The organism is Erythrobacter sp. SG61-1L (assembly GCF_001305965.1).
Classification (GTDB): Bacteria; Pseudomonadota; Alphaproteobacteria; order Sphingomonadales; family Sphingomonadaceae; genus Andeanibacterium.
In genome coordinates this window covers 1983346-2009433 of record NZ_JXQC01000003.1, presented here as the reverse complement: position 1 = coordinate 2009433, position 26088 = coordinate 1983346, and the positions used below count along the sequence as shown (strand labels likewise).

At 63.6% G+C, this 26088-nt stretch carries 20 protein-coding genes; 12 read left to right on the top strand and 8 right to left on the bottom strand.

The window, feature by feature from the left end; genetic code table 11:
- Positions 1–103: 103 nt before the first annotated feature.
- Genes SZ64_RS10025 through SZ64_RS10010 form a run of 4 tightly spaced genes read left to right on the top strand, consistent with a single transcriptional unit; the run spans position 104 to position 4324 of the window.
- Positions 104–1378, top strand: a complete 1275-nt coding sequence (locus SZ64_RS10025; RefSeq protein ID WP_054530698.1) for an oligosaccharide flippase family protein — start codon at positions 104–106, stop codon at positions 1376–1378.
- A complete protein-coding gene (locus SZ64_RS10020; RefSeq protein ID WP_054530697.1) occupies positions 1375–2304 on the top strand; it encodes a glycosyltransferase in 930 nt (309 codons plus the stop codon). Before SZ64_RS10025 ends, SZ64_RS10020 begins: the two co-directional genes overlap by 4 nt.
- Positions 2305–2330: 26 nt before the next feature.
- Complete coding sequence (locus SZ64_RS10015) at positions 2331–3317, top strand: glycosyltransferase (protein WP_054530696.1); 987 nt, start codon at positions 2331–2333, stop codon at positions 3315–3317.
- Positions 3317–4324: a glycosyltransferase family 4 protein gene (locus SZ64_RS10010; RefSeq protein WP_054530695.1), complete on the top strand. Its 1008-nt coding sequence runs from the start codon at positions 3317–3319 to the stop codon at positions 4322–4324. Before SZ64_RS10015 ends, SZ64_RS10010 begins: the two co-directional genes overlap by 1 nt.
- Positions 4325–4743: 419 nt before the next feature.
- Here the strand turns inward: SZ64_RS10010 and SZ64_RS10005 are convergent, their stop codons facing one another.
- From SZ64_RS10005 to SZ64_RS09995, 3 genes are read right to left on the bottom strand one after another with little or no spacing between them, the layout of a single operon-like run.
- On the bottom strand, positions 4744–6018 hold the full coding sequence (locus SZ64_RS10005) for a capsular biosynthesis protein (protein ID WP_054530694.1): 1275 nt from the start codon (positions 6016–6018) through the stop codon (positions 4744–4746).
- Entirely contained in the window at positions 5973–7391 is a 1419-nt protein-coding gene (locus SZ64_RS10000) for a hypothetical protein (RefSeq protein ID WP_054530693.1), read from the bottom strand. Before SZ64_RS10000 ends, SZ64_RS10005 begins: the two co-directional genes overlap by 46 nt.
- The gene (locus SZ64_RS09995) at positions 7391–8443 is read right to left on the bottom strand and encodes a polysaccharide biosynthesis/export family protein (RefSeq protein WP_241773019.1); all 1053 of its coding nucleotides are present in this window, start codon (positions 8441–8443) and stop codon (positions 7391–7393) included. The genes SZ64_RS10000 and SZ64_RS09995 overlap by 1 nt, the downstream gene beginning before the upstream one ends.
- Between SZ64_RS09995 and SZ64_RS18270 the strand changes: the two genes are divergently transcribed.
- From SZ64_RS18270 to SZ64_RS09965, 6 genes are all read left to right on the top strand, one after another.
- Positions 8442–9428: a heme NO-binding domain-containing protein gene (locus SZ64_RS18270; RefSeq protein ID WP_241773018.1), complete on the top strand. Its 987-nt coding sequence runs from the start codon at positions 8442–8444 to the stop codon at positions 9426–9428. The two genes, SZ64_RS09995 and SZ64_RS18270, sit on opposite strands and share 2 nt — an antisense overlap.
- On the top strand, positions 9425–10852 hold the full coding sequence (locus tag SZ64_RS09985) for a sigma-54 dependent transcriptional regulator (protein WP_054530691.1): 1428 nt from the start codon (positions 9425–9427) through the stop codon (positions 10850–10852). The genes SZ64_RS18270 and SZ64_RS09985 overlap by 4 nt, the downstream gene beginning before the upstream one ends.
- Before the next feature lie 435 nt (positions 10853–11287).
- Complete coding sequence (locus SZ64_RS18805; RefSeq protein WP_193391518.1) at positions 11288–13423, top strand: hypothetical protein; 2136 nt, start codon at positions 11288–11290, stop codon at positions 13421–13423.
- Positions 13424–13601: 178 nt separating this feature from the next.
- Positions 13602–14669 (top strand): glycosyltransferase, encoded by a 1068-nt coding sequence (locus SZ64_RS09975; protein WP_054530690.1) that lies wholly within the window; start codon positions 13602–13604, stop codon positions 14667–14669.
- Between the two features lie 22 nt (positions 14670–14691).
- Positions 14692–15786: a glycosyltransferase family 2 protein gene (locus tag SZ64_RS09970; protein WP_054530689.1), complete on the top strand. Its 1095-nt coding sequence runs from the start codon at positions 14692–14694 to the stop codon at positions 15784–15786.
- 69 nt (positions 15787–15855) lie between these two features.
- On the top strand, positions 15856–16053 hold the full coding sequence (locus SZ64_RS09965; protein WP_156313601.1) for a hypothetical protein: 198 nt from the start codon (positions 15856–15858) through the stop codon (positions 16051–16053).
- Positions 16054–16066: 13 nt separating this feature from the next.
- On the opposite strand, the gene SZ64_RS09960 is transcribed toward SZ64_RS09965, so the two are convergent.
- The 3 genes from SZ64_RS09960 to SZ64_RS09950 all read right to left on the bottom strand — a co-directional run bounded on the left by SZ64_RS09960 (position 16067) and on the right by SZ64_RS09950 (position 19305).
- Positions 16067–17779, bottom strand: a complete 1713-nt coding sequence (locus tag SZ64_RS09960) for an alpha/beta hydrolase (protein ID WP_054530687.1) — start codon at positions 17777–17779, stop codon at positions 16067–16069.
- 191 nt (positions 17780–17970) lie between these two features.
- Positions 17971–18399 carry a hypothetical protein gene (locus SZ64_RS09955; RefSeq protein WP_054530686.1) on the bottom strand — a complete coding sequence of 143 codons (429 nt, stop codon included), beginning with the start codon at positions 18397–18399 and terminating at the stop codon, positions 17971–17973.
- Positions 18400–18441: 42 nt separating this feature from the next.
- On the bottom strand, positions 18442–19305 hold the full coding sequence (locus SZ64_RS09950; protein WP_054530685.1) for a PAN domain-containing protein: 864 nt from the start codon (positions 19303–19305) through the stop codon (positions 18442–18444).
- Positions 19306–19465: 160 nt separating this feature from the next.
- Between SZ64_RS09950 and SZ64_RS09945 the strand changes: the two genes are divergently transcribed.
- Complete coding sequence (locus SZ64_RS09945; protein WP_054530684.1) at positions 19466–19882, top strand: hypothetical protein; 417 nt, start codon at positions 19466–19468, stop codon at positions 19880–19882.
- Between the two features lie 34 nt (positions 19883–19916).
- On the top strand, positions 19917–22019 hold the full coding sequence (locus SZ64_RS09940) for a hypothetical protein (RefSeq protein ID WP_054530683.1): 2103 nt from the start codon (positions 19917–19919) through the stop codon (positions 22017–22019).
- 13 nt (positions 22020–22032) lie between these two features.
- Here the strand turns inward: SZ64_RS09940 and SZ64_RS09935 are convergent, their stop codons facing one another.
- A complete protein-coding gene (locus SZ64_RS09935) occupies positions 22033–23193 on the bottom strand; it encodes an alkaline phosphatase family protein (protein ID WP_054530682.1) in 1161 nt (386 codons plus the stop codon).
- Positions 23194–23295: 102 nt separating this feature from the next.
- Positions 23296–26070, bottom strand: coding sequence for a TonB-dependent receptor (locus tag SZ64_RS09930; protein ID WP_054530681.1), 2775 nt, complete (start codon positions 26068–26070; stop codon positions 23296–23298).
- Positions 26071–26088 lie beyond the last annotated feature (18 nt).

Here is a 26088-nt window from a genome sequence, read left to right as displayed (position 1 = left end):
CGCGCGCCTAGCGGGACGGATTTTAGAATATCACGTAAATTCAATAAATTACGGAAAATGGCACGGCTCTTGAGAAGGGTGGATCGCAACTGAGGAGTCCACCATGCGCCTTGCGCCATTCACATTGCGGATACCGCCCGCCCTGAGGCCGATGATCGGCGGCTTTGCTGCCTATGCATCGGCCGAGGCGGTGACGCGCGTGGTGCGTATCGTCGCCATTCTGGTGATCGCCCGCCGCACCGATCCGGCCATGCTGGGGACTGCTGCAGCGGCGCTCAGCCTGTTCGAACTGATCCGTGTCCTCGCCAATGCCGGGATCGGCCAGCGCATCGTCGCCGCACGTGCGGACGAGCTGGACCGGGTGTGCAACACTGCCCGCCGCGTCTTCTGGCTGGTCTGCGGATCGGTTGCGCTGATCCAGATCGCTGCCGCCGCCGCCCTGGCCCTGATCACCGGCGAGCGGGAAGCGGCCGCCATGCTGGCCGTGCTGTCCGGCGTATATCTGATGATGCCCCCGGGGCTGGTGCAGATCTTCCTGCTGATGCGCGAAGGTCGGATGGGGGCCACTGCCCGCATCGGCGCGACCCAGACGATGACCGATCATGTGCTGACCGTCGCCCTCGTGCTGATCTGGCCGAGCGCATGGGCCATTGTTCTTCCCAAGCTGCTGACCGCGCCCGTCTGGACGATCCTTGCCCGCCGTGCCCGCCCCTGGGCGCCGCGCCCGGCAGCTGGCTATGCCCATTGGCGCGTCTTCGCGGTCTATGGCCCTGCCGTCCTTGCGTCCGAACTGCTGGCCGCCGCGCGGCTGCAGGCTGACAAGCTGATCGTCGGTGCCATGCTCGGCCTCGATGCGCTGGGTCTCTATTATTTCGCGTTCAATGCCGGGCTCGGCATTTCGCAATCGCTGATCACCGCCTTCGGCACTGTGCTGTTTCCCAGCCTGTGCCGGGCAGGTGGCGAACAGGAACGTGCGGCGCAACTGCGTCAGGCGTTCCTGCTGGGACTGCCCCCCTTGGTCCTGCTCGTCGCCTGTCAGGGGCTGCTGGCGCCCATCTACGTTCCGATCCTGTTCGGTCCGAAATGGGTGTCGGCAGCCCCGTTCCTTTCGCTGCTGTGCCTGGCCGCCGTCCCGCTGATGTGCGGCGCGATCCTGGGCGCGAAATACCGCGCCGACGGAGAACCGCTGCGTGAAACCCGCATGGCCGCGATGGCCACCGTGCTGGGCCTCGGCGGCCTGGCACTGGGGGCCGGCCACTCCATCGCGCTGGCCTGCATCGGATATGCGGCGGGCCTTGCGCTGGCCCTGTGCCTGCCCGCGCTGCGCTTCGCCTTTTCCACGCCCAACACCACTACGCTCAAGGGAGAGCTGTCATGAACGTGCCCTATTTCAGTGTCGTCCTGCCCGCCTTCAACGCGGCAACCACCGTTGGCGAGGCGATCAAAAGTGTCCTCGAGCAGCATTGCGATGATTTCGAGCTGCTGCTGATCGATGACGGTTCAAGCGACGAAACGCTGCACTGCATGCTCTATTATGCAGATCGTGACGATCGCATTCGCGTGGTCAGCCGCGATAACGGCGGCGTGTCGAGCGCACGCAATCTGGGCGTCGCGCTGGCCCATGGGCGCTACATCGCGTTCATGGACGCCGATGATCAGTGGCGGGCCAACAAGCTGCTGTGCCACCGCTGGCTGCACGATCTCCAGCGTGACCTTGCAGGCAGTTTCGCCCGCATCGCGTTCCGCCCATCGGCTGGACGCGGCATGGGCCCGGCGCGCACCTATTCCACGGTTCCTTCCGGCATTCTGGCACTGGAACAGGTGCTGGGCGAGAACCCGTCCTGCACCACGTCCAATCTTGTCGTGTCGCGAGCGGTTTTTCTGGCTTCGGGCGGGTTCGACGAGAGCATCAACCATGCCGAAGATCAGGAACTGCTCGCCCGGCTGATTGCCGACGGACACCGGATTGCCGGCATTGAAGAGACGCTGGTGGATTATCGCATGAGCGAGGGCGGCCTTTCTTCCGATCTGGGCGCCATGCTGGCCGGCTGGGGCAAGCTGGCGGACCGCTATCGCCAGATTGCAGATCTTTCCGGGGCAGAGGCGCTCTATTGCCGTTATCTCGCCCGGCGCGCCCTGCGCATCGGCGGCCCTGCGGGCGACGCACTTGGCTTTGCGCTGCGCGGCCTGCGGGCCGATGCCCATGCCTTCCTCGAAGATTTCCGGCGCGGCGCCCTGACGCTGGCCGGTGCTGCTTTCAGCCCCTTCATCCCGCGCACCGTGCGCCAGCGCCTGTTTGCCTGACGGCCAGAACCCAGAGGAGTATCATCATGGCCAATCCCCGCATCTCGGTCGTCATGCCGGTCTATAATGTCGAGCTTTACGTGGCCGATGCGATCCGCTCGGTCTTGCGTCAGAGCTTCACCGATTTCGAACTGATCGTGGTGGACGATGGCGGCAGCGACGGTTCGATGGAAATCGTCCGCAGCTTCCACGATCCCCGCATCCGCGTGTTGTCCCAGCCCAATCGGGGCCTTGCAGGCGCGCGCAATACCGGCATCGCCGCAGCGCGCGGGGATTATATTGCCCTGCTGGATTCCGACGACTGTTTCCACCCGGACAAGCTGCGCCTGCACTTCATCCATCTGGAAGCGAACCGGGCCATCGGCGTCAGCTATGCCGGGTCGCGCCTGATCGACCGGTTCGGCAATGCCCTGTCCGTGGCGATGCGCCCGCAACTGACCGGCATCACGCCTGGCCTGATCCTGCAGCGCAATCCGGTTGGCAATGGCAGTGCAGCGGTTCTGCGCCGGCGCGACATCGATCGCGCGGCCTTTTCAGAACCGGGCGAACCGGATCGCATCTGCTGGTTCGATGAAAGCTTCCGCCAGTCGGAAGACATCGAATTCTGGACCCGCCTTGCCGTGCGCCATCGGGTGGCATTCGAAGGGATCGAAGGCCTGCTGACCGATTACCGGATCGTGTCCGGCGCGCTTTCGGCCAATATCGTGCAGCAATATCTCAGCTGGGAAGCGATGCTGCGCAAAGTCACTGCCTATGCGCCGGAATTTGCCGCGCAATATGGCACATCGGCCCGCGCCTATCAGCTGCGTTATCTTGCGCGCCGCGCGATCCAGCTTGGCGATACCCAATTCGCCAGCTCGCTGATGGCCAAGGCGCTGCGCACCGGCCCCCACATCGTTGTGGCCGAACCGATCAAGACCATGACCACGCTTGGCGCGGTGGTGGCGGGCAATCTCCTGGGCGCGGAACGCTTCCGCGAACTGGCGCGGGTCTATCTGAAGGAGGCTGCGTGATGCTGCGCGTTTTCCATCTGCTCGACGATTTCGGAATGGGCGGGGTGACCAACGGCCTGCGCGTGTTCGACGATCCGGTTATCGCGGAACTGGTGAACAGCATGGTGCTGCCCATCGATCCGCGCTGGCGCCTTGCGCCGCACCTGCCGGATGCGGATGTGATCGTCACCCATTTCCCGCCTGCATGGAACAATCTGCCGTTCTTCCGCACGCTGCGCCTGCGCAATCCCCATGCGCATCTGGTGCATGTCGAACATACCTATACGGCGGCCTATGAACGGCGCCGTGTGCCTCGCAAGGCGCGGTTCCGGGCCATGTTGCGGCTGGCGCTTTCCGCGCGCGCGGTGGATGAAATCGTGTGTGTGTCGCGGGCGCAGGCGCGCTGGCTGCGTCAGGCGGCCGGGCTGGATACAACACGCTGCCGCACGATCTATCCATGGTCCTGCAAGGATGAATTGCTGAAGATCGACCCTGTCGCCCCCCGCCGCGGCCAGCCCTTGCGGCTGGGCTGTTATGGGCGGCTGGCCACGGTGAAGAATTTCGGCCCGCTGATCGAGGCGTGCAAGCGCTTCTGCCCGGGCGAGATCGAATTGCTGGTGGGCGGTTACGGCACGCAGGAAGACGAATTGCGCGTCATTGCCGGCGATGCGGCCAATATCCGCTTCCATGGTGAAGTGAAGGATCTGGCCGGCTTCATGGCCCAGTGCGACGCCATCGTCATGCCTTCCCTGTGGGAAGCCTATGGCCAGGTGGCGACAGAGGCGCGGCTTGCCGCCCGCCCGATTCTGGTCGCGGATATTGATGGCCTGCCCGAACAGGTGGGCGGTGCGGGCCTGTGCGTCAGGCTGGACACCGCAGACGCAATCGAAGCGGCCATTCGCCGCTTCCGCATGATGCCGCTGACGCAAATGGCCCTGAGCGGCCGTGCGGCAGCACGCATGATCGGTAACCAGGTACGGTTCGCCTGGCGGGATCTCTTCACCCGGGTCTCCCTCAGCCGGGCCTGACCGCCACCAGCGAACCGAGGGACCGGCCGGGCAGCCCCCTTTGCCCGGCCGGTCTTTTTTTGTCTTTTCTCTGGACGGGGAATGCCGGCCACCGTCAGTGTGGCGCCCGCAGTTTCCGCCTGAAAGGCGGCATGTCACTGCGCTGAAGGGCATTGGTCAGGGATAGGTTGCGGAGGCCTTGGCGCTTCGGACAGTCCGGCCTTGCCCACCAACTTCCATCCTCGATCCCTCGTCTCCCGGTCCGTAATGCGACCTGTGCCGATCCGAAGGCATGATCTTGCCATGCCAGGCGAGCGAACCGCCCTGAGGAAGGGTGCGCGCCATGGGGTAAGCGCGCCAATGGGGCTGATCAGGATGCCATGTTTCAGGGATGTTGAGGGGACGCAGGCGACGCTGAAGCGGGCGAACCGGCGGAAGGCTCAATCGGCCTTGGACAGCTTCTCGCCCAATGCACAGCCCAGGATCACCAGCGCTGGCCAGATGAGATAGGCCAGCGCCTCCAGATTCTCGCCGAAGCTATAGAGGATCAGCACGCAGACCATGCCCAGGCCGGTGCGTTGCAGCTGGCTCTGGCGGGCACGCCAGAACAGCACGGCAAAGCTGGCGAACAGCGGCGCGGCCAGTGCGGCGGCGCCAGCAAGCCCCTTCACGAACAGCAGGCCGTACCAGGTGTGGTGGCTGCCGATGGGCATATATTCCACCAGATGCGGGCCGTTCTCCACCACGCCATGGCCGAAGATCGGCGCCTCTGTCTGCCAGCGATCCAGGGCGATGCGGCCAAGGGTGGCGCGCACCCGGCTGGAATCGGCGCGGGCTGCGGCAAAATCGCTGACCATCTGGCCGATGAAGGCATTGATCGCCGGGCCGAAGAAGCCGGCGAACAGGGCGATGGGGGCCGCCGCCATCCAGCTGGAAGGCCGGTTGATGCGCGCGGCAAAGATCACGAAGGGCGGGATCGCCAGCACGGCCACAAGGGCAAGGCGGGATTGGGAAAAGATGGCCAGCGCAAGCCCGGCAGCAATGCCTGTCATGCGCCAGGTCAGGCTGGAATCGCGCGCGGCCAGCAGCACATAGATCACGGCTACCATCCCGGCGGCGGGGGACCATGGGGCAAAGAACTGCCAGCGCGGCGTGCCCACGCCTGGCTCCAGCGTATAGAGGATGGCGGCGAAATATTCCGGGCCGGAGCCGCCGACGATCTTCAGTGGGGATACCCACAGCGTGCCCGGCAGGCCGACATAGGGCGCGACAAGGAACAGCGGCAGCAGGATCAGCGATTGCAGCCCCAGCTTGCTGATTGCGCGATAGATTACCTGCGGCCGAGGGCGCAGCACTGCCCCGGCGAAGGGAAACAGCGCCAGCAAGGCCCAGCCCTTGGCCCAGCCGACTGAGGACTTGATCGTCTGGCCGGTGCCCAGGCTGAAATTGGAATGGCCGATCCACAGCACCAGCAACATGGCGCCCATGCCCGCCAGCCACAGCCAGATCGTGGCGGGCAGCGGGCCGGGGCGCCGGTCCTCCGGCAGGCCGGGCGCAATGTAGATCCGGCCGCAGGCCATCAGCGCCAGTATCCAGCCCAGCGCCGGGCCTGCCGGATATAGCCCGCCGATCAGCCACAGCACCCAGGTCCACTGGATGGTGGTGGCGATCAGGCGTTCGGCAGCAGTTTGCGGATGATCGGTTGGCGCAGCCACAGCAGCAGGAACCCGAAGATGATGAGGATGGATGCCGCCATGGCCCCGGCAAGGGCGATCAGCGGCGACGGAGCGGCCTTGGCTCGCGGCAGGGAAGGCGCCTCAAGCGTCTGGACCAGCGGATAGGACGCGAAGGGATCGGCCTTGTTGGTGTCCAGCCGGGCGAGGGCGGAGCTGAACACAGCCTCTGTCACGCGCACGTCGCGCACCAGATCGGCCAGCTTCGATGCGTCTTTCACCAGCGTGCGCGAAGTGCCCTGTTCCTGCCCGATCTGGCGGCGGATTTCGGCCAGCGCGGCAGCGCTGCCGTTCCGGTCGCTGTCGCGCAGGACATAGGATTCCATCAGCCGGGCGCGGCCTTCGGAAACAGACAGGTCGGCAAAGGCGATCACCTTGGCGGTGGGCAGGCCGGTCAGGGTCGATCCGCGCCTGGCCATGGCCTCGCGCAGATCGTCACCTTCGGCGGTCAATTGCTCCATCTTTCCATGGGCGGTGCCCAGAGTGGCGCCCTGCTGCGTTTCGTCCCCTGTGGAACGGGCATAGCGGGTCAGCAATTCCTGAAACACCGGATCGGCCTTCAGCACCATCGCCTGCCGCGCCTGCGGCAGCGAGACGCCAAGCGAGCGGGCCAGAGATGCTTCACTCGCGCTATTTTCGGAAAGCTGCACCCGCCGATCCCGTTCCTTGGAACGCAGATCGTCCAGCGCCGAAATGCGGCTGGCAAACTGATCGAGCGAGACAAGGCCCGTCTTGCCCTGAAAGTCGAGCAAGGCCCGCTGCGCCCCTTCCACTTTGCGCTGGAGATCTGCGATATGTTCGGCATCGCTTTCCTCCCGCGCACGGGCTTCGTCCTGACGCAGATTGTCCAGAGCTTCCAGAAAGGCAGCGCGCAGCGCGCCCATGCGCTTCTGGGCGAGTTGAGGCGTTCCGGCGGGCATGGTGACTTCGATCAGGTTGGTCTGGTCGATCAGCTTGATCGAAGGCTGGGGGAATGCCGCTTCGTCCTCGCCCGCCCGCTGGGCTGCCGCGCGCAGGACCGGATCGGAAAGCAGCAGCCGCTTGTAATTCTCCGTTGGGCTGAGAGTGGAACTTGAAAAGGGCGAGCTGGCATTGCCGCTGGCCTGCCCGATGGATTCAAGGTTCAGCGTGCTGCCCTGTCCAGAGCCCGGCAGGATCAGCGACATCCGGCTGTCGTAGCGGTTGGGCGCCAAAGCGAGATAGGCAATGGTCACCAGCCAGATCGCCCCGAGGGGGATCGACATGGCCGTGATGTAGCGGCGATAGCGGCCCACGGAGGGCAGCCCGTCGCGCGCCACGTGCCACAGGCGCACCAGCCTCCGCGGGGGTGGAAGGACTTCGGCGTGCGCGTTCATCACTTGCCGACCTGCGAGACGATGATCGCCGGCGTTGCCGTGTTCACCAGATTGGAGACCATGCCCAGCGCCTCGCTGAGATTGGTCCAGCGGCTGTCGTAACAGGCAATTGCGTCGCCAGGCATGAGATAGGGGTTCGCATCGTCACGGCTGGCCATGCGGATCAGCTTTTCGACATCGCGTTCCACCACGATGCTCTGGCCGTTCAGCGGATTGCGGGAGATCAGGACCGCGCGCCGGTCGGACGTCATGTAGCTGCCGCCCACGCAATTCATGGAAACCAGCGCCTGCAGCAAGCGCGTGCCATAGGGCAGGGACGTGCTTTCCTTGCCAATGGCTGCACCGGCATTGTTGTTGGCACCGCGCGTCAGGTTCGACATGTAGACGCGGATGCCGGGCGCGGTCAGCGGGCCGGGGCGAACCAGCGTTTCGTCAAAGCAATTGCGGCTGGGCACTACGATCCGGTCGCCGGAAGTCAGCATGACGTCGGATGTGCCAGCGCCGGAAGCCAGGCCGGACAGATCCAGCGCCAGATAGGCCCCGCCGCGCAACAGATAGACATGGGCCACATCCGCATCCGGCCGCACGCCGCCGGCATTGCGGATGGCCGCGCCCACCGTGCGCGAAGCATTGTCATCGCCGCGCACCATGCCTTCCTTGAGGCCGACACGGGTTTCGGCGGACCTTTCGCCCACGCGCACCGCGCCGGGCTGGAACACCGCGCCGGATACTGCGGCTGCGATCCCGCCGGATTCCACCAGTGACACCGTCACCGCATTGCGCAGCGGGCGTACGATCTGAGCCGCCACCAGCCGTTCGCGCAGCAGGGCGGCCAGTCCGGTTTCGGACTGGCCCGAGGCGTCGACCGGCGGGATGCCCGCTACGGAAAGGCGGCCGTCGCTGCCGATTACATAGATGCCCGACAGGCCGTCCGCATCGCCCAGCAGGTCGATCCTCAGCCGGTCGCCCGGAGCGAGCGGCGCGGCGCTGTCTTCCATTTCGGACCAGACGGCAGGGCGCAGCCCGGCGATCTCGCCCGGCTGCTGGACCATGCAGTTTGCAGAAAGAGCGGGCGCAGGCGTCCGGGCAACCCAGTCGCCCTGGGGATGGTCCTTCCCGGCAAATTGCCCGGGCGCCCAGTTCGCGCCTGAAAGGTTCGCCGGGGCTGGCCCGGCAGCGCAGGCGCTGGCCAGGGTCATCATGGCGAGCGCGGCAATCTGTTTGCGATACTTCACGATCCTGCCTCCATCAGGCGCATCCGCGCCGCAGTTCGCCGGGATCGTTTCAAGAGGCGTGCCAATTCGCAAAATAAGCGGATTCTGCATTTTGCGAGGAGATGGATGGCCATTTCTCGCATTTCGCGAGAACTCCATTCGCAAAATGCAAAGAATTTCGCGTTATGCGAGGATTGCGAAGGTTTTTGCACCCGGATTCCGCCGATTCAGATCGGCACGGTTTTTGCTGTTCGTCCTGCAGAACAAATTTGCAGAACGGAACACACCGAAAATGAAGGGTGCAATTATTAGAAGCCTTCTGTCTTTTCTTGAGGAGACGGGCGGTCCAGTGTTTGTCGAGACGGTAATTGACGAAGCGGAACTTGCTAGCGGCGGTGCCTATACTGCGGAAGGGCAGTATCCATCCGACGAAGCAATCGAACTGCTGGCAGTTGCGGCTGCGATTTCGGGTTTCGATCCGATCACGCTGTCACGCGATTTTGGCAGGTTCCTGTTTCACAATTTCATTGCCAAGCACCGTGCCATCATGGTCCTCTATGACAATGCGGACGATTTGCTGACTGACGTGGACGACCATATTCATCGCGATGTGCAGGTAATGCATCCCGGGGCAAAGCCGCCCACCATACGTGCGAAGTGGGATCGCGGGGCCATGTCCGTAGAATATGCATCGCACCGGCCATTCGGCGATATCGCGCATGGCCTGTTGGCAGGATGCCTCGAATATTTCGGCGACAAGCGGCAGATCCTGCGCGAGGATACCAACGATACGTTCCGCGTCCGCTTCAGGCTTGAAGGATGAGCGGCGCCCGCGTTCTTATTGTCGAGGATGTGGCCTCGCTGGCGTTGAGCTATGCCGCTCAGCTGAGCGAGGCTGGCTTCGAAGTGCAGGTGGCCTCCACTCTGGCGGAGGCGGATATCCAGTTTCGCGCTGGCTTTGATGCGATCCTGTTGGACTTGCAGCTTCCGGACGGAAACGGGCTGGATCTGCTCGAGGCCCATAGCGCCAGCCTTGGCGAGACCAGCGTGATCGTGATCACGGCCGACGGTTCGCTCTCTCGCGCAGTTTCGGCCATGCGGCTGGGTGCCTATGACTTTCTGGTAAAGCCCGTTTCCGGCGAGAGGCTGGTCACCACCGTGCGCAACGCGGCCGAGCGCGGCAAGCTTGCCCGCGAGGTGAAAGTCGCCCGAAGCGCGACGAGGCGAGACCGGTTTCAGGGCTTCATTGGCCGTTCGCCGGTGATGCAGGCTGTCTATCGCGAAATCGAGAATATCGCGGATTCCAACGCCACCGTGTTCATCACCGGGGAAAGCGGAACCGGCAAGGAAGTTGCGGCAGAGGCGATCCACCGCGCAGGGCGGCGCGCTCGCGGGCCGTTTGTGGCGATCAATTGCGGGGCGATCCCGGAGAACCTGCTGGAATCGGAACTGTTCGGCCATGTGAAGGGCGCGTTCACCGGCGCCATCGAGCATCGCGCCGGCGCTGCGCGCGAGGCCCATGGCGGTACATTGTTCCTCGATGAAATCTGCGAGATGGAACTGAAGCTGCAGGTGAAGCTGCTGCGCTTTCTCCAGTCAGGCATGATCCAGAAGGTGGGTTCCAGCAAGCCGGAGCCAGTGGATGTGCGGATCGTCTGCGCGACCAATCGCAATCCGATGCGCGAAGTGGCCGAAGGCCGGTTCCGTGAAGACCTGTTCTATCGCCTCAACGTCATTCCCCTGGAAATGCCGCCCCTGCGCGAGCGCGGCGAGGATGTGGTGCTGATCGCAGAGGCCTTCATGGAGCGTTTCGGCGCCGATGAAGGGCGCAACCTTGAGGGCATTTCCCCGGAAGGCCTGGCGACTTTGCGCCGCCACAACTGGCCCGGCAATGTGCGCGAATTGCAGAATTGCGTGCGCCGCGCCGTGGTAGTGGGCGATGGCCCGCTGCTGGACATCCAGACCCAGGCAACGCCGATGGTGCGCGAAACCCCGAAGGTGGCAGTGGAAGCCGAGGCGCTGCGGCCGTTGGGGACTGTTGTTGAACAGGCGAACCCCGACGAAGCGCCCCCGGTCGATCTTGCTTCTGCGGCCAAGGGGATGAGCCTGTCACAGGTGGAGCGGATCGTGATCGAAGCGAGCATTGCAGCCCGTGGCGGCAACGTCACCGAAGCGGCGCGCGATCTCCAGATCAGCCCATCCACGATCTATCGCAAGCTGGAGCGCTGGCAGGCCGGCATGGCCTGACCGCCTGTCTTTGAACGTCAGACCCGGGCAGACCGTGCTCCATGTCAGGAGGACGCAAAGGCTGCGGATGGCAAGAGTCGTCCCTAGTGCCTTATCCTGAAATGATTTTTCCCCTTGCGCGCGACAAGAGTTTCTATACTTCTGCTGCTTATACCGCTGTCAGTATGCTGGCCGCGGTGTGGGGGAAATCTGGTTCAGGCTAAACGCAAATTTAGGTTTTGCTGCGCAGATCATGGCACTTTGTGTTCCAAAGAAAACATAAACAAGAAGTTTCTGTAATTATATTACAAAATATCGCATAATTATCATATATTCAGACACCAAATTCAAACGGGGGCTTTTGGTTTGAAACGATCACGGTTTGTCGCTGCATTGTTCTGCAGCGGGTCGCTCTTCACATATGCCGCACAGGCGTCTGCTCAGGATGTTCAGAGCATGGACGATGTGGCGGCGGTCCTTCGCGAGTTGAAGGCCAAGATCGAAGAGCTTGAAGCCGAAAATCAGGAAATGCGTGCGGAGATCGCGTCGGTAAAGGCCGGCCAGGTTCCTCCCAGCACCGCTTCGGTTCCCGGTGCGCCGCCTTCTGGCACCACGCTGGCAAGCAGCGGCGCTTCCGCTTCGTCCGTTCCGGCGGGCCAGGCGGCGGCAACGCCAGTGCCGGTCGATGTGCTGCCGGCCAAGCCCGGCATTACCGGCCAGTTGAGCGTAAGCGGCGGCGTTTTCGGCAAGGGTTCGGGCGCAGGCTCGCTCGTCGGCTCCATCGCGGTGCCGGTCGGCGATACGATGCGCGTGCAGATCGATGCGGGCACGGCCGTTACCGACGATGCTCTGTTCGGCGGCATCGGCAGCCAGTTCTATGTGCGCGATCCCAAGGTCGGCGCGATCGGCCTTTATGGCAGCTATTCGGTGGCCAACGCATTCAACGGCCTTGATGAGGGTGGCGCCTCGGCCAGCTATTCGCTCGCACGTATCGGCGTGGGCGGCGAAGTCTATCTGAACCGCTTCAGCCTTGAAGCGCTTGCCGGTGTCGAAACCGGCACGATCGATACGCGTCCCTTCGACATTGTCGACCTGGCGTTCTATCCCTCTGACAATTTCCGCATCTCGGCCGGTCACCGCTATTCCGGCGGCGATCATTATCTGGCCGGCGGGCTGGAATATCAGGTCAGCAGCTCGAACAGCGCGGCCGTCACCCTGTTCGTCGATGGCCTTTACAATGCCGATTGGGCGCAGTCGGCAATGGCCGGTATCCGCGTGAACTTCGGCGGTGGCAACAAGTCGCTGATCGACCGCAACCGGCAAGATGGGCGCCCGACCTATCTGGCGTTCGACCAGGCGGTTCTGGCAGTCGAGAAGGCCAAGCACGACCTTACCGGCATCGTCGGCCCGACTGGCCCGACCGGGGAAACTGGCGCGACCGGCGATACCGGTCCCACGGGCGATACCGGTCCTACGGGGGATACTGGTCCCACGGGCGATACCGGTCCTACGGGGGATACTGGTCCCACGGGCGATACCGGTCCTACGGGGGATACCGGCCCGACCGGAGATACCGGACCGACCGGACCCACTGGCGATACTGGCCCCACTGGTGCCACGGGCGATACGGGTCCGACCGGTGCAACCGGCGACACCGGCGCAACTGGCCCGACGGGCGCGACCGGTCCCACCGGCCCGACCGGCGACACGGGTCCGACTGGTGCAACCGGCGATACGGGCGCGACTGGCCCGGTCGGTCCTACGGGTGACACTGGCCCGACCGGCGCAACCGGTGATACGGGCGCAACGGGCCCGACGGGCGCGACTGGTGATACGGGCGCAACAGGCCCGACTGGCGCGACCGGACCCACGGGTGCAACTGGCGACACAGGTCCGACCGGCCCGACTGGTGATACCGGCGTGACAGGTCCGACCGGCCCGACCGGCCCGACCGGCCCGACTGGCGATACTGGCATGACAGGTCCGACTGGCCCGACTGGCCCGACTGGCGATACTGGCATGACAGGTCCGACTGGCCCGACTGGTGACACCGGCGTGACGGGTCCGACCGGCCCGACTGGCGACACCGGGGTGACGGGTCCGACCGGTCCGACTGGCGATACTGGCATGACGGGTCCGACTGGCCCGACTGGCGATACCGGCATGACGGGTCCGACCGGCTCGACTGGTGATACCGGCATGACGGGCCCGACCGGTCCGACTGGCGACACCGGCATGACGGGCCCGACCGGTCCGACTGGCGACACCGGCGTGACAGGTCCGACCGGTCCGACTGGTGACACCGGGGTGACGGGTCCGACCGGTCCGACTGGCGACACCGGCGTGACAGGTCCGACCGGTCCGACTGGTGACACCGGGGTGACGGGTCCGACCGGCCCGACTGGCGACACCGGCGTGACGGGCCCGACTGGCCCGACTGGTGATACCGGGGTGACGGGCCCGACGGGTGACACTGGTCCCACCGGCCCGACGGGCGAGACCGGGCCGACTGGTCCGACCGGTGATACCGGCCCGACAGGTCCGACTGGTGATACCGGCCCGACTGGTCCCACTGGTCCGGTAGGCCCGTGACGTCGGACATAGTGTGTTAGTTGCTGGCGGCTGGTTCTCGGATCGGCCGCCAGTAACGTTTATCGCTTTGGGTCGGGGACAATCGCGAATTCCGGGGACGGTGCTGGAGGGCGATTTGACATTTGCCTGCATCGCGCATGAACCTGACCGGCGAAAACATCAGTAGCAGCGTGGTCCGATGAAGATTGCCGTCTACGCAATTTCGAAGAATGAAGAGGGCTTCGTAGAGCGCTTCTGCCAATCTGCGGCAGATGCCGATTATATCGTGATCGCCGACACGGGCAGCGATGACGATACCGTCAGGCTCGCGGAGGAACAGGGCGCCAGCGTCTATCGAATATGCATCGCCCCCTGGCGGTTCGACCATGCGCGCAACGCGGCGCTGGCATTGGTTCCGGCGGATGCGGACATCTGCATCGCGCTCGATCTCGATGAGGTCATGATGCCGGGCTGGCGGGACGAAATCGAGAAGACCTGGACCGCCGATGCCACGCGCATGCGCTATCAATTCGATTGGAGCCTGGGCGTTCGCTATCAGGCGAACAAGGTTCACAAACGGCAAGGCTATCACTGGCGGCACCCATGCCACGAAGTGCTGGAGCCGGACCGGCGCATGCAGGAGGTATTCTGCGTCTCCGACATGACGCTGATTACTCATCTGCCCGATCCGACAAAGCCGCGCGGGCAGTATCTCGATCTGCTGCGCCTCGCCCGGGCGGAAGACCCTGCCTGTACGCGCACGGCCTTCTATCTGGCGCGCGAATTCACGTATCACGCACAGTGGGACGAAGCAGTCGAAGCGCTGCAGGAATATCTGGCCATGCCGGAAACCTGGGTTCTCGAACGCTGCTGGGCCATGCGTCTGCTGGGCAAGGCGTATCACGTGCAGGGTAAGGACGAGGATGCGCGGCAATGGTATATCCGCGCGGTGGGCGAAGCGGCATGGTCACGTGAGCCATGGGCCGATCTCGCGGCTTTCGCCTATGATCTGAAGGATTGGAATACCTGCTATTTCGCGGCCAAGTCTGGCCTGGCGGTAGCCCGGCGCACCAACACCTATATCGACCGCCCCGAAGTCTGGGGCCATCGGCTTTACGATACGGCGGCACTGGGCGCCTATCACATTGGCCTTTATGATGAGGCGGTGAGCCTGGGCATGCAGGCCTGCGAAATGTCGCCCGACGATGACCGGCTGGCGAGCAACCTTGCCTTCTACAGGGAAAAGTCCCCCTCACTCTCTGCGTAGAGATAGCGGCGAACGGAAGACCATGAAGATAGCGATCTACGGTATCTGCCTGAACGAAGCCAAATTCGTGGACCGGTTCATGGATGCCTGTGCAGGGGCGGACTATGTCGTCATCGCCGATACCGGCTCTACCGACGGGACGCAGGATATGTTCCGCGCGCGCGGTGCGCAGGTTCACCAGATCAAGGTGCAGCCCTGGCGGTTCGATCATGCGCGCAACGCAGCGCTGGCACTGGTGCCCGAAGATGCCGACGTCTGCTTCGCGCTCGATATTGACGAAGTGCTGTCGGGAGGCTGGCGAGAGAAGCTGGAAGCGGCCTGGGTGGAAGGCACTACGCGCGGGCAGTATTTGCTGGTTTACAGCCATCAGGCGGACGGTTCGCCGGGTGTGCAGTTCCTCAATGCCCGTATCCATTCCCGCAACGGTTATTTCTGGCGCCATATTTGCCACGAGGCGCTCTATCCCGACGGGGTGGAGGACAAGTTCGTCGTGGTCGAAGGGCTGCAGGTGGACCACTATCCGGATCTGGAAAAGAGCCGGGGTGCCTATCTCGGCATGCTGGAGCGCGCCGTGAAGGCCGAGCCGCACGAGCCGCGCATGGCCCATTATCTGGCGCGCGAATATTTCTACAATCGCCGCTATGAAGAGGCGATTGCCGAGTTCCAGCGCTATCTGGACATGAATGGCCATTTCACCTCGGAACGCGTGGCCAGCATGATCTTCATCGGCAAGTGTCTGGATGGGCTGGGGCGCGATCCGCTGCCCTGGTATCACAAGGCGGTTGCCGAACTGCCCACTGTCCGCGAACCGTGGATCGCGCTGGCCGAAGCCTATTACAAGCTGGAGGACTGGCCCAACTGTTACGCTGCGGCCGTGAAAGGCCTTTCACTCTCGCCCCCGCCGGATCGCCATGTGCGCGATCCGCGCTGCTATGGCGCTACGCCTGACGATCTGGCGGCCCTGGGGGCATGGAACATCGGCCTGCACGAGGTGGCGACCAGGCATGCACGCGCCGCGCTGGCTTATGCCCCGGAGGACGAGCGGCTGCGCAACAACCTCAAATTCATGGAAGATTTTCTCGAAGACCGGAAGGAACCGCAATTCGAGCCGCATTGACTGCCCCAATCGCATGATGAAAGGCCTGCGTTGGAAAAGTTCAGGAAATTCGCCAAGTATTTCATAATCTTGCAGATTATGATCTTCGTGCTTGGCCAGCGCGTGTTCATCGAGCAGCTAGCGGGGCTGGGGGTGTGGAGCGATTGGCATTACGCAGCCGTTGCACTGGCGGTTATCGCGGCGCTCATTCTGGCGCTGGTGCTTTCCGCCAGGAGGGGAAAGCGATCCGAACGGCCGGAAGAGCCTGTCGGGGCAGATCCCGAATAAAAGCGCCAGGCGTTCAGGCCCGCATGCACAAAGCCTCGACGATAGCGTCCGCAACCAGTTCGGGACGTTGATAGACCATCAGTTCGCTGCATCCGGGCAGGACTTTCAGTGAAATCCCCGGATAACGCGTGCAGAACAGCCGGGCCTCCTCAAGGTGCAGGTGCTGGTCCAACTCTCCCATCAGCCAGACAGTGGGCGAGGTTGAGCGCGTCAAGGCACCGGACGTATCAGCATAGGCCAGCAGCAGGTCGGAAATGAAGCCTTCTGTCCCCTGTGCCAGCATCATGCGGCAATCGCTGCGCAGCAGGGCCTGGGTTTCCGGATTGCGCAGGCAGGCACGGTTGGCCTGCGAATAGCTGTGGGCGCGCTGCACGTACCAGTCAGGCCCGACACGGCGGATGATCCGCAGGGCAACCGAACAGATCGATCGCAGGATAGACGGGGCACGTTGGGCAAGGCTGTAGACCGTGCGGTGGACTGCTGGCAGACGTCGGACTTCCTCGCTGCTGGCTTTCCAGCTGAAGCTGATGGCCACAACAGTGCCTATCCGGTGGGGGACTTTGTCCCGCGCGAGATGGAGGGCCTGCGCGCTGCAGGTAGTGCCCACGGCCAGGCAGGCTTGCAGACCCAGTTCCTCGGCCAGTTCTGCCAGAGCGGATGCCTGATCCTCTTCTATGCCCTGCGCATGATCGCGCTCGCTGTTTCCATAGGCAGGGCGGCAGGGCAGGATCAGGCGGCCACCGGCGGTGATGATCCTGTCGATCAGGCTTTGCGGTGGGATGCCGTTGAAGCCGGGGCCATGCACCCACAGCACCGGCCGGGCATGGGCCGGGCCGATGGTGCTGTAGGCCAGCTTCTTGCCGCCCGGACGGGTGAATATCTGTTCCGAACCGAAAGGATCGCTCCAGCCCATTTCCGTCCCGCTCCGATCGGCTGCGACACGCGCACAGAGCATGGCAACCAAGTGGAGCAGATTGGTCTGGCTGCGCGCCTGCGTCTTCATCAGGATGGTCTTGAACTGGGTCCGAACGGTCTTGATGGAGACGCCGCGGGCCAGCGAAACATCGTCGAGATCGCGCGAGAGATAGAACAGGCGCAGCACATCCAGCTCAGCCTCGGTCAGGGCAAAGGCTTCTGCCAGGGCTTCGCCGACGCCGGGCGACCATGGCAGGGCGAGTGAACGGATGGTGACGAAGCCGGTATCGGAACCGGGCACTTTCAGCACCTGCGCCTCGACCAGCTGGTCAGTCGATCCGTCCATCTCGGCATGGCGCAGGATGGCACGCTGGCGGTTGCCGTTCTCCGCGGCAGAGCGGCGCAGGGCCGCAAGATCGGCGGTAGATGTGGCATCGAGCCAGTCGAGCGGGTCGATCGATCCTGCCAGAGGCCCGAACAGAGCCATGCCCGCATCGTTGATCGCCACCACGCGCCCCTCTGGAGTTTGCACCATGGTGGCGACTTCCGTGGCTTCCACGGTCTGGCGGATGGGGTCTTCCGCGACGGCGGCGGTATTCTCGGCCAGCGATCCGAGGCGGGAGAGGTGGCCGAACAGGTCTTGCCCCAATCGCTGCTCATTCCAGTCGGCCTCGTCTTCCACAGCCGCCAGCTTGCGGTTCCACGCCGCAATCATTTCGTCGAATGCAGCCGGCTCCGTCAACGAACGGTAGGATGTCGCGATAAGGTCGAAATCCACGTTCTCAGCCGGCTTTTGCCCCAGATCGGACATCGATTCCCCAAGAAAGCCCAGCGTCTACAGCACGTTCCGCTCTGCGCCGATTGTGCGCATAAGACCGCGCCCACGCAAGACCCGGTGGCCTTATGGGCAGGTTCGGTGCTGGCAGGGGCTGCCGGATTAGCTCCGGCCAAGGGAATTAAGCTGTGGCAGGCTCCTTCAGAGCAGGTGGCGCGATGGCTGGATCAGGCCTTTGGCATGGCCGCGATGCACTCGAGGATGGCGTCCTTTTCCTCTTCCAGAGCCTGACGGGTGGCCAGGACGCGGGTTGAGGATGCCATGAGGCTGGCTTCCTCGTCGACGGACAGCACGCCCGGGGCAATGGCTCCGAGTTGCTTGTTCCAATAGCTGGAAACGCCGGTGGAAAGCGCGGAGAGTTCGGCGGGTACCTGGTCGGCTGGAAGCGCGATCTTGGCTGCGGCCGCAGCGGAAGTCAGCCCACGGCATTTGTACGCCTGTTCCGCGCCTTCGCGGGTGGTGATCGTGGGCTGCACGCTTTCTGCAGCCACTGCAACGGAGGAAGTCGCGTCGGGCGCGCCGGTTGAGCTTTCTTCCGATCCTCCACCGCAGGCAGCAAGCAGCAGGGGGGAACACAGGAGGGCGATCTTCTTCATGGGTACTATCCTCGAACCGGGTGGGTGAATGGGAATGCAGGCCTAATTGTCGAACAGCCCGCCGACGCCGCGGCGAACCGCGTTTTCGGCTGCGCGGCCCACTTCGTCCTCAAGAGCATTGGCTGAACGTTCGCCGATGCGCCGCACGGCTCCGTTGCCGAATTCGCCGCCGCGCATTGCGGTGGAGGAAGGGGCGCCCTTCACACCGGAAACGCAGCAGTCGGATTCAGACATTTCAGGCACTTCATTCTTCAGGAAGCATTCCCCGAACTCCGTGCGGCCCGGCTGGACATAGGTCCATGCGCGGCACTGGCGGTCGCCATCGCAAGAAGCTTTACACATCTGCCAATTGCTGCCGGGACGGCTGTAATTGATCGAGTGATAGTCCGATCCGTAGAGGTCGGTATTGAACATCGGCTGCCATTCCGGCGCGGCGGGCGCGGCTGCAACGCTCGTTTCAGTCTTTGCGGGCTTGGCAGGTTTGGTCTGCTTGTTCTTGCCCTTGGTCTTCGGTTCATCGCTGGCGGTGGCCACGGCATTTGACGGGCCGACATAGCGGACCGAGCTGATCGAGCCGCCACGTTCGCCAAGATTGGAGACGTCTCCGTCAACTTCCATGCAATCCGTCGTGTAGCCCGCATCCATACAGACCTGCCACCGGCCGACTGCCTTCAGGGAATAGGCATAATCGTTCGCGGTCCCGTCGAACCCTTCACTGGCTTCCACGCCCTGCAGGTTGGCCTCATCCTTGCTGATGGTGACCGGCACACCCGTCAGACCTTCGCCATTATAGAGGGTGATCGTTTCTTCCGGCGACTTGGCCTGTCCGCTCACGGCGAGGCCGGCACCGGCGACTATTGCCAGCGAAGCGAAGGCTGCAACAAGGCGCGGTTTGATAGTGTTCATGGGTTCCCCGACTTCAGTTCGCCACGCCGGTCGGCGCGGCGGCACAAGATCGCACATATGAGCGCTGCCTATGGGAGTGACGCGGCCCCGTCATACCCCATCTGGCGTATGACGGCGCGAAGCGGGTGGGGCAGGGCGGAAACCGAAGGGAGCATCGGACATGAAACACTGGCTTACACTTGGGGCGCTGACACTGCTTGCGGCTTGCGGCGAAGCAGGCTCGCAAGGGGGTGATGCCCCATCGGAAAATTCTGCCCAGAACACTGAAGAGGCAACGCCGACTGTCGCCTCCGCGACCCGTGACGATGTAGTGGAGGCGATCAACTGCCACCTCGCTCTGTCCGGTATGATGGCGACGCAGATCACCTCTTCGTCGTCCGCGCCGCCGCGCCGTTTCAGTCCCTCGGTGAGCTACTGGCACGGTCTGATTGACGAGCGGGCCAAGGCCGCCGGCATTGGCGAGGCGGAACTGAAGGACTTGCGCGCGCAGGTGATCAAGGATCGAACGCTGGCAGGCGATACCGAAGAGAGCAAAACCTTTGGCGAGGATTGCTACGCCCGGGCGCCCAGCGCGTAACAATCGCGCAAATCCGGATTTGAGGGAGACCGCTATGAGAGCCGCGTCCGCGCGACTGTGCTCAGCCCTGGCCGTAATCGTGGCCACTGGACTGGCAGGGCCTGCCATCTTCGCCCAGAACAGCGGGGCAGATCAGGCCAAGGCTCCTACATCCTTGCCGGGGGATATACTGTCCGAACATTGGGTCGGCCGCTGCGTCGATATCGGAACATCCACCCCGGCTGCGAAGTGCGCCGAAATCGCGCGGGTTGTTCCGCCGCAGCTCGAAGAGATGGAACGCATCCGGCAGTGGATGGAAACCTATCGTTCCTGGCCGAACCCGCCCCTGTTCAAACCCGATAAGGTCACAGGCAAGCTCGAGGTCGTCTATGTCGATTACGAGAAGTCGACCAAGGCCGAAATGCAGGACACCGTGGGTGGATATTCGCGCGATCAGGGGCGGATAACCTTTACCCAGCGCGAGGTGGCAGCCGCTTACGGCCTCAATGCCGGGGAAGGCGCGGTTGCACCGCTCCACACGGATTGGGGCGCCTTGTTGCAGTTCAGCGCGCATGAGATGTTCCATGCCTATCAGGCAGGATCACCCTTTTCGCGCAGCTATTATTTTCACAGCCGCAGCCAGAACGACAAATCCGTTGCATGGATCAGCGAGGGAACCGCCGACGCGGCGGGATACCTCTATCAGCGCCATCGCTTCGGCAGTGCGGGGAAGCAGCGCGCGACCAGCTATGCGCGGCCGTTGAACCGGACGGAAGATGGCGGATATGACCGCGGCGAGTTCTGGATGCTGCTGGCGCAGCTCCATGACAGCAGGGACCCGATCCGCTTCCTGTTCGACCTTCACAAATCCACCGAAGTGCTGCCCAAGGAAGGCTATGAGGAATCGATCGCATGGCTGGAGGGGCAGCTTCGCGCCCAGGGTTCCAGTCTGCGGGAAGATTACGGCCGCGTCATCGCGCAGGTGGTGGCGGAAGATCGATACTGGCCGACCGGGTCGCCTTCCTTCAATCCTCCGACTTTCGATGCAAACAGCGCGGATGTGGCCAGTGAAGTGAAGTCCGGCCCGCTCGGGATGCAGGGGCTGGCGGCGGTTCCGTTTCGTGTGCGCCTGAAGCCTGACATTCTGAAACCCGGTGAGGACGCGGCCCTGCCGGGCAAGGAACTGGTCTGGTTCGAGATGCTGGCAGATGCTCAGTCCTCGCCGGAACGCGTCGGTTTGGTGGCAGAAGCCGAGTGGGTGGACCGCAAGCCTTTCACGCGGCTGATCGTGCCCGAGGGCAGGGAAGTGAAGTTCTTTGCCCGTATGACCAACGTCGATGGGACTGCCCCTGAAGGGACTGAGCCGGCCCGGGCGAGAGTCAACCTGATCAGTCGCAAACTGCTGTTGGTCGGGCCGGGTTGCATCAGCATTGGCCGGTCGGCTCCCGTCGGGATGGAAATCGCGACCAACGCGCTGGGCACGATGCCACAATTGGAATTAAAGGCGCAGCGCGGCTCCATCGCGGATGGTGTCTATACGGCGCCTGGCTCTGCCGGTCCGGAAACGCTGTCTGTCAGGGCCTGGAAGGGCGCACGCGCCCAGCAGGACGTCTGGGTGCCCTTCGCGAAGTTCGATGTGCGGCCCAAGGCTTGCAGCATCGTCATTTCCTATTCGGATGGCCAGCGGCTGGTTTACGATGCGCAAGCCGACGCCACCCGCAACGAGCCGGGCAATAATGAACATCCCAGCTATTCTGACCGGAACGGCTATGTCGGCTTTGACGAGGAAGAGGGGCGCTGGGTGCGTGTTCCGATCGGTGCGGTGCTGCAGACCGGCGTTGTATCGCCCTTGCTGTTCCAGTGGGTGCCGAACCAGCAGCAGACCGCCACCGATCATCACCGCGCGCCGCTGGCCATCATCGAGATGATGAAGCAGATGCGCAGCACGGCAAAGAAGGTGAAGGGCCTGGGAACGGAGACTACCGGCGCATGTCCGGGCCGGGTTTCCGCGGCGAAGTGCATCATCCTGACCTTCGAAGGCGAAGCAGGCGGAAATCGCTATTACTACAACAAGGATGGCGATCCCGTTGCCATGGACACAGACGACGGCCTGGTGACCATCGAATATACGGATGACGTCGTGCGGGTTCCTATCTGACGCTGTCGGTCGGCTATTCGGTGGGCAGACCAACCAGCGGTGGGGCGGCTTCCGGATCGAAGCTGTGCCAGTCGAAGCCGAGGGATCGCACGATGGTGGCGGCGATCTGGCCTGCGGTGGCGCAGCCATCGGCGGGCTTCGTTGCGGCGACCGGGGCCGGGCCGAGGATCGCGGCCCAGGTCTGATCCGATCCGAGCCTGCGGCTTTCGGGGTGTTCGACGCCAGCCTCGTCCAGCCCGCTGCCGTGGTGGCGCCAGCCGTCGCCTGCCGGGCCGGGTTCTGCCCGCCCGTGATCGGTCGTCACGATCAGCGTGGTCTTGCCGGCCCATTTCGGATCGGCCTGTGCCGCATCCCACAATTCGCGAGCGAAGCGGTCCACTCGCTCGGTCGAAATCAGATATTCGTCGTATGTGCCGCCATGGGCGTGGGCATCGGGTTCGCCATAAGCGACATAGAGGATGCGCGGCCTATCGGCCTTGAAGGAATGAAGCGCAAAGGCGTGCGTCAGCGCGTCATAGCGTTCATCGTCCCTCCACGGACGAGGCAGTTCGTCCTGAACCCTGTTGAGCGCTGCAATGTCCGCACCGCTGCCCTGCAAAGGCATGAAACCCGCATTGATCGGGATACCGCTGCGCTTCGCGTTGAGGATGGCGGGAAACACGTTCCACGTCGCAAAGGCGCGGACCTTGCCCGCAAAGCCGGGCTGGTGGTTGAGCCATTCCAGCGCGGTAACGTCGGGATTGTCGACCGGGGAGTTGCTGTTCGCCCATCCGGCCTTGCCGGTCAGCATCTCGCTATAGCCGGGGTAGGAGAACCAATATTTGTTGGCCACCTTCATGCATGATCCGTGATCGCGGTCGCCGATCAAAACCCCGCCGCGTTCGGCAAAGCTGTGCAGGAACGGCGCAAGCGCGCGCGGGCGGTCCGCCGGATCGATGAAGCGCTGGCGGATTTCGTCCTGCTTCTTCGTGAATGCCTTGTCCCCGGCCAGTTCGGGATCGGCCCCGCGGAACAGGTCTTGCCAACGGACGCCGTCCACTGTGACGAGGATCAGGCGTTCGCCCTTGTCCTCATGCTCGCTCATGGTCCCTGCTGAAGCGGGGGCGGCAAGCAGTGCGGCGGTGCTCAGGGCAAAGCCACGGGCAAGGCTGCCCGGACGGAAGAGTGAAGTCATGGCAAATCCTGTGTCTGAAACGGTCGCCCGGCCATGGCCGCACATGTGAGGGACATGTGACGCGGCCATGACCGGGCGGCTCGCTCCGCCTGCTGACGCAGGTCAGAACTTCACGTTGATCCCGAAGTCAGCCGTGAAGGAGTAGGCTTCGTTGGTCACCAACTGGCTGGGCGTTGCCTGATAGATGATCGCCGAGGCGTTGTTCAGATTGGCGCCGGAGGCGAAGATCTCGATGCTGTCCGACACGCGATAGGCCACGCGGGCATCCAGCACGGTGCGGCCGTCCACATAGGTGTCGCCCGCCGCCGTCGCGCCGATCCCTTCAAGGTAATGGTCACGATAGGTGACGGCCACGCGAGCTTCGAACGGGCCCTTTTCATAGAACAGGGCGGCGTTGAACAGCCATTTGGACTGGCGGAAGAACGGCAGGTCTTCGCTCTCGCGACCCGGCACTTCCACGCTCGAATCTACATAGGTGGCGTTGGCGGAAATGCCGAAGCCGTCCAGTGGCTGGGGCAGGAAGGTGAAGCGCTTCTGCACTGCGGCTTCCAGCCCGAACAGCTCGCCCGAAGCGGCATTCTGCGGCTGGGAGAGCGAGATCAGCGGAATACCGGCAAAGCTGGTGTCGTGGATCGTGCGGGTGAAGATCGGGTTCTCGATCTTCTTGTAGAAGGCCGCGAAGGAGAACAGCGTGTCCGCATCCGGATAATATTCGAGCGAGAAGTCCAGGCCCATCGCGCGATAGGGCTGCAGGTCCGGATTGCCGGCAGCACCGGAGCCGTCCTCTTCCTCGAAAGTCGGCACCTGCGCGTCGTAATTCGGGCGCCCGATCGTGTTGGTCCATGCGGCGCGCGCGATCAGATCCGGGCGGATGCGATACTTCAGGTGCAGGCTGGGCAGGACATCGGTATAATCGGTGCCCAGATCGATAGGCAGAATGTCCGAAGGCTCCAGCGTGCCGTCGCCGTCGCTGTCGCGGATCGCGAAGGCGCTGTAATCGCCCTCGGTCTTTTCCACGCGCACGCCGCCGATCACGGTCAGATCGCCGAACTGGAGGTTGGCCATGCCGTAACCGGAATAGATCTTCTCGTGGATGTCGTAATCCAGGCTGTGATCGTTGATGTAGGTCGCGCCTTCATCGAGCGTGAGCGAGCCGGGACGTGAGGCGAAGTAATCCAGCACGCCTTGATAATCCATGCCCGGCCCGAATTCGTAGACGCCGTCGAAGAACGGGATCGTGTCGGTGAAGGTGCCGGTATCGGCGAAGGTCACCGGGGTGGTCGGCGTCTGGAGCGTCTGGCGGTTGTCGCGGTGCTTCTTGCGGTCGGTGAACTTGCCGCCGAACTTGATGAAGCTGCCGTCCATGTCCGGAATGTCGAAGCGCAGATCGGCGCGGAAGGCGTGCAGATCCTCGTCGATTTCCTCGCTGCGCATGCGGATGCGGCGCAACGGATAGGCCGCCGGGTCCAGCGCGGCGGGATTGTAGCTGACGAATGTCGGGCTGGGCGTGGTCAGGTCCAGCGTGCTGGACAGTGTGTCGGTGGAACGGAATTCAATATCGTCACGCACCGGTGTGTGTTCCTGAGCGCGGGCATAGGTGTAGTTCAGGTCCAGTTGAACGTTGCCGAAGGTCAGTTCGGTGCCCGGCGAGATGTTGTAGAGCTTCTGCGTCTGGTTGTTCTGGCGGAACTCGCGGGTGGCGCGGCCCTTGGACCAGCTGACCTGATCTTCGGCCGGGAAGGTGCGGGTGCCGCGGGCCAGATCCCAGTTGAACTGATCGCGTTCTTCCTCGTCGGTATATTCGTTGTAGATCGTGCGCAGGTAGAAGCGGGTATCTTCATTCGGGCGCCAGTCCAGATTGGCGATCGCGCCGATCCGTTCGCGCATGATGCGATAGTCATACATCACGAAGGACGTCGGCGCGGTTTCGGTGCCGAAGTCGGTCCAACCGCGCGGCCCGGCCAGCTGGCTGTGAATGAAGCGCTTGAAATAGCTGCCACCCAGCACGATGCCGAACTGATCATCCGCGCCGAACTTCGCGCCATAAGTGGCGCTGCCACCATAGCCGAACTTGTCGGCTTGCTCGGCATAGGTGGTCTTGGCGGAAACGAACAGGAAGTCCTCGGTCCGGTCAAAGGCAGTGGGGGTCACGATGTTGATGCTGCCGCCCACGGCATTGCCGTCATAATCGGGTGTCACGGCCTTCACCACTTCGATGGCGGCGACAAGGTCCGAGGGGATGGTGTCCAGCGCAACGCGGCGGCCTTCGGCTTCCGGAATGCCCACCAGATTGCCGTCGACGGTCACCTGATTGAGGTTGGGATCGACGCCGCGCACCACGACATAGCGGGGTTCACCCTGGTCGGTCTGGACCGAAACGCCGGGCAGGCGCTGCAGGGCCTGCGCCGTATTGTAATCGGGCAGTTGGCCGATCGTGTCGGCCGAGACGACATCTGCGATCGTATCCATCGAGCGCTTGCGCTCCGTCGCCAACAGGCGCGAGGCGCGGGCGCCGCGCACGACGATGTCCTGCCCGCTTTCATCCGCGAGGCCGATTTCGACATCGCGTGTCACTGCGCCGGTTTCCGGCACCGAGACGGTGGCCGTGAAGGGCGTGTAGCCCGGCAGCTCGACATGCAGCACATGCTCGCCCGCAGGGATGTCTGCCAGGCGATAGCGGCCATCCTCGGTGGTCCAGACGGGCTGGGCGATTCCATCAACGCTCACACGGGCGCCGCTGACGGGGCGCGACAGGCCGGGATTGGTGACGGTACCCTGAAGGTCACCGGCGAGGGCGATTCCGGGGATGGAAGCAGCGGTGGCCAGAATGGCCGCCTTGGCAAGCAACAGGCGATGCGAGGTCTTGTGAGAGGACATGAGTGGTCTCCGGGAGAG

Bases quoted from the DNA above. Each gene is read 5' to 3' on its own strand.
- SZ64_RS09975 (WP_054530690.1), top strand. From the start codon at position 13,602: ATGAAGATTGCCGTCTACGCAATTTCGAAGAATGAAGAGGGCTTCGTA.
- SZ64_RS10015 (WP_054530696.1), top strand. From the start codon at position 2,331: ATGGCCAATCCCCGCATCTCGGTCGTCATGCCGGTCTATAATGTCGAG.
- SZ64_RS09960 (WP_054530687.1), bottom strand. From the start codon at position 17,779: ATGTCCGATCTGGGGCAAAAGCCGGCTGAGAACGTGGATTTCGACCTT.
- SZ64_RS10025 (WP_054530698.1), top strand. From the start codon at position 104: ATGCGCCTTGCGCCATTCACATTGCGGATACCGCCCGCCCTGAGGCCG.
- SZ64_RS09940 (WP_054530683.1), top strand. From the start codon at position 19,917: ATGAGAGCCGCGTCCGCGCGACTGTGCTCAGCCCTGGCCGTAATCGTG.
- SZ64_RS09950 (WP_054530685.1), bottom strand. From the start codon at position 19,305: ATGAACACTATCAAACCGCGCCTTGTTGCAGCCTTCGCTTCGCTGGCA.
- SZ64_RS10020 (WP_054530697.1), top strand. From the start codon at position 1,375: ATGAACGTGCCCTATTTCAGTGTCGTCCTGCCCGCCTTCAACGCGGCA.
- SZ64_RS10000 (WP_054530693.1), bottom strand. From the start codon at position 7,391: ATGAACGCGCACGCCGAAGTCCTTCCACCCCCGCGGAGGCTGGTGCGC.
- SZ64_RS18805 (WP_193391518.1), top strand. From the start codon at position 11,288: ATGGACGATGTGGCGGCGGTCCTTCGCGAGTTGAAGGCCAAGATCGAA.
- SZ64_RS10010 (WP_054530695.1), top strand. From the start codon at position 3,317: ATGCTGCGCGTTTTCCATCTGCTCGACGATTTCGGAATGGGCGGGGTG.
- SZ64_RS18270 (WP_241773018.1), top strand. From the start codon at position 8,442: ATGCAGTTTGCAGAAAGAGCGGGCGCAGGCGTCCGGGCAACCCAGTCG.
- SZ64_RS09995 (WP_241773019.1), bottom strand. From the start codon at position 8,443: ATGGTCCAGCAGCCGGGCGAGATCGCCGGGCTGCGCCCTGCCGTCTGG.
- SZ64_RS09930 (WP_054530681.1), bottom strand. From the start codon at position 26,070: ATGTCCTCTCACAAGACCTCGCATCGCCTGTTGCTTGCCAAGGCGGCC.
- SZ64_RS09970 (WP_054530689.1), top strand. From the start codon at position 14,692: ATGAAGATAGCGATCTACGGTATCTGCCTGAACGAAGCCAAATTCGTG.
- SZ64_RS09955 (WP_054530686.1), bottom strand. From the start codon at position 18,399: ATGAAGAAGATCGCCCTCCTGTGTTCCCCCCTGCTGCTTGCTGCCTGC.
- SZ64_RS09985 (WP_054530691.1), top strand. From the start codon at position 9,425: ATGAGCGGCGCCCGCGTTCTTATTGTCGAGGATGTGGCCTCGCTGGCG.
- SZ64_RS09945 (WP_054530684.1), top strand. From the start codon at position 19,466: ATGAAACACTGGCTTACACTTGGGGCGCTGACACTGCTTGCGGCTTGC.
- SZ64_RS09935 (WP_054530682.1), bottom strand. From the start codon at position 23,193: ATGACTTCACTCTTCCGTCCGGGCAGCCTTGCCCGTGGCTTTGCCCTG.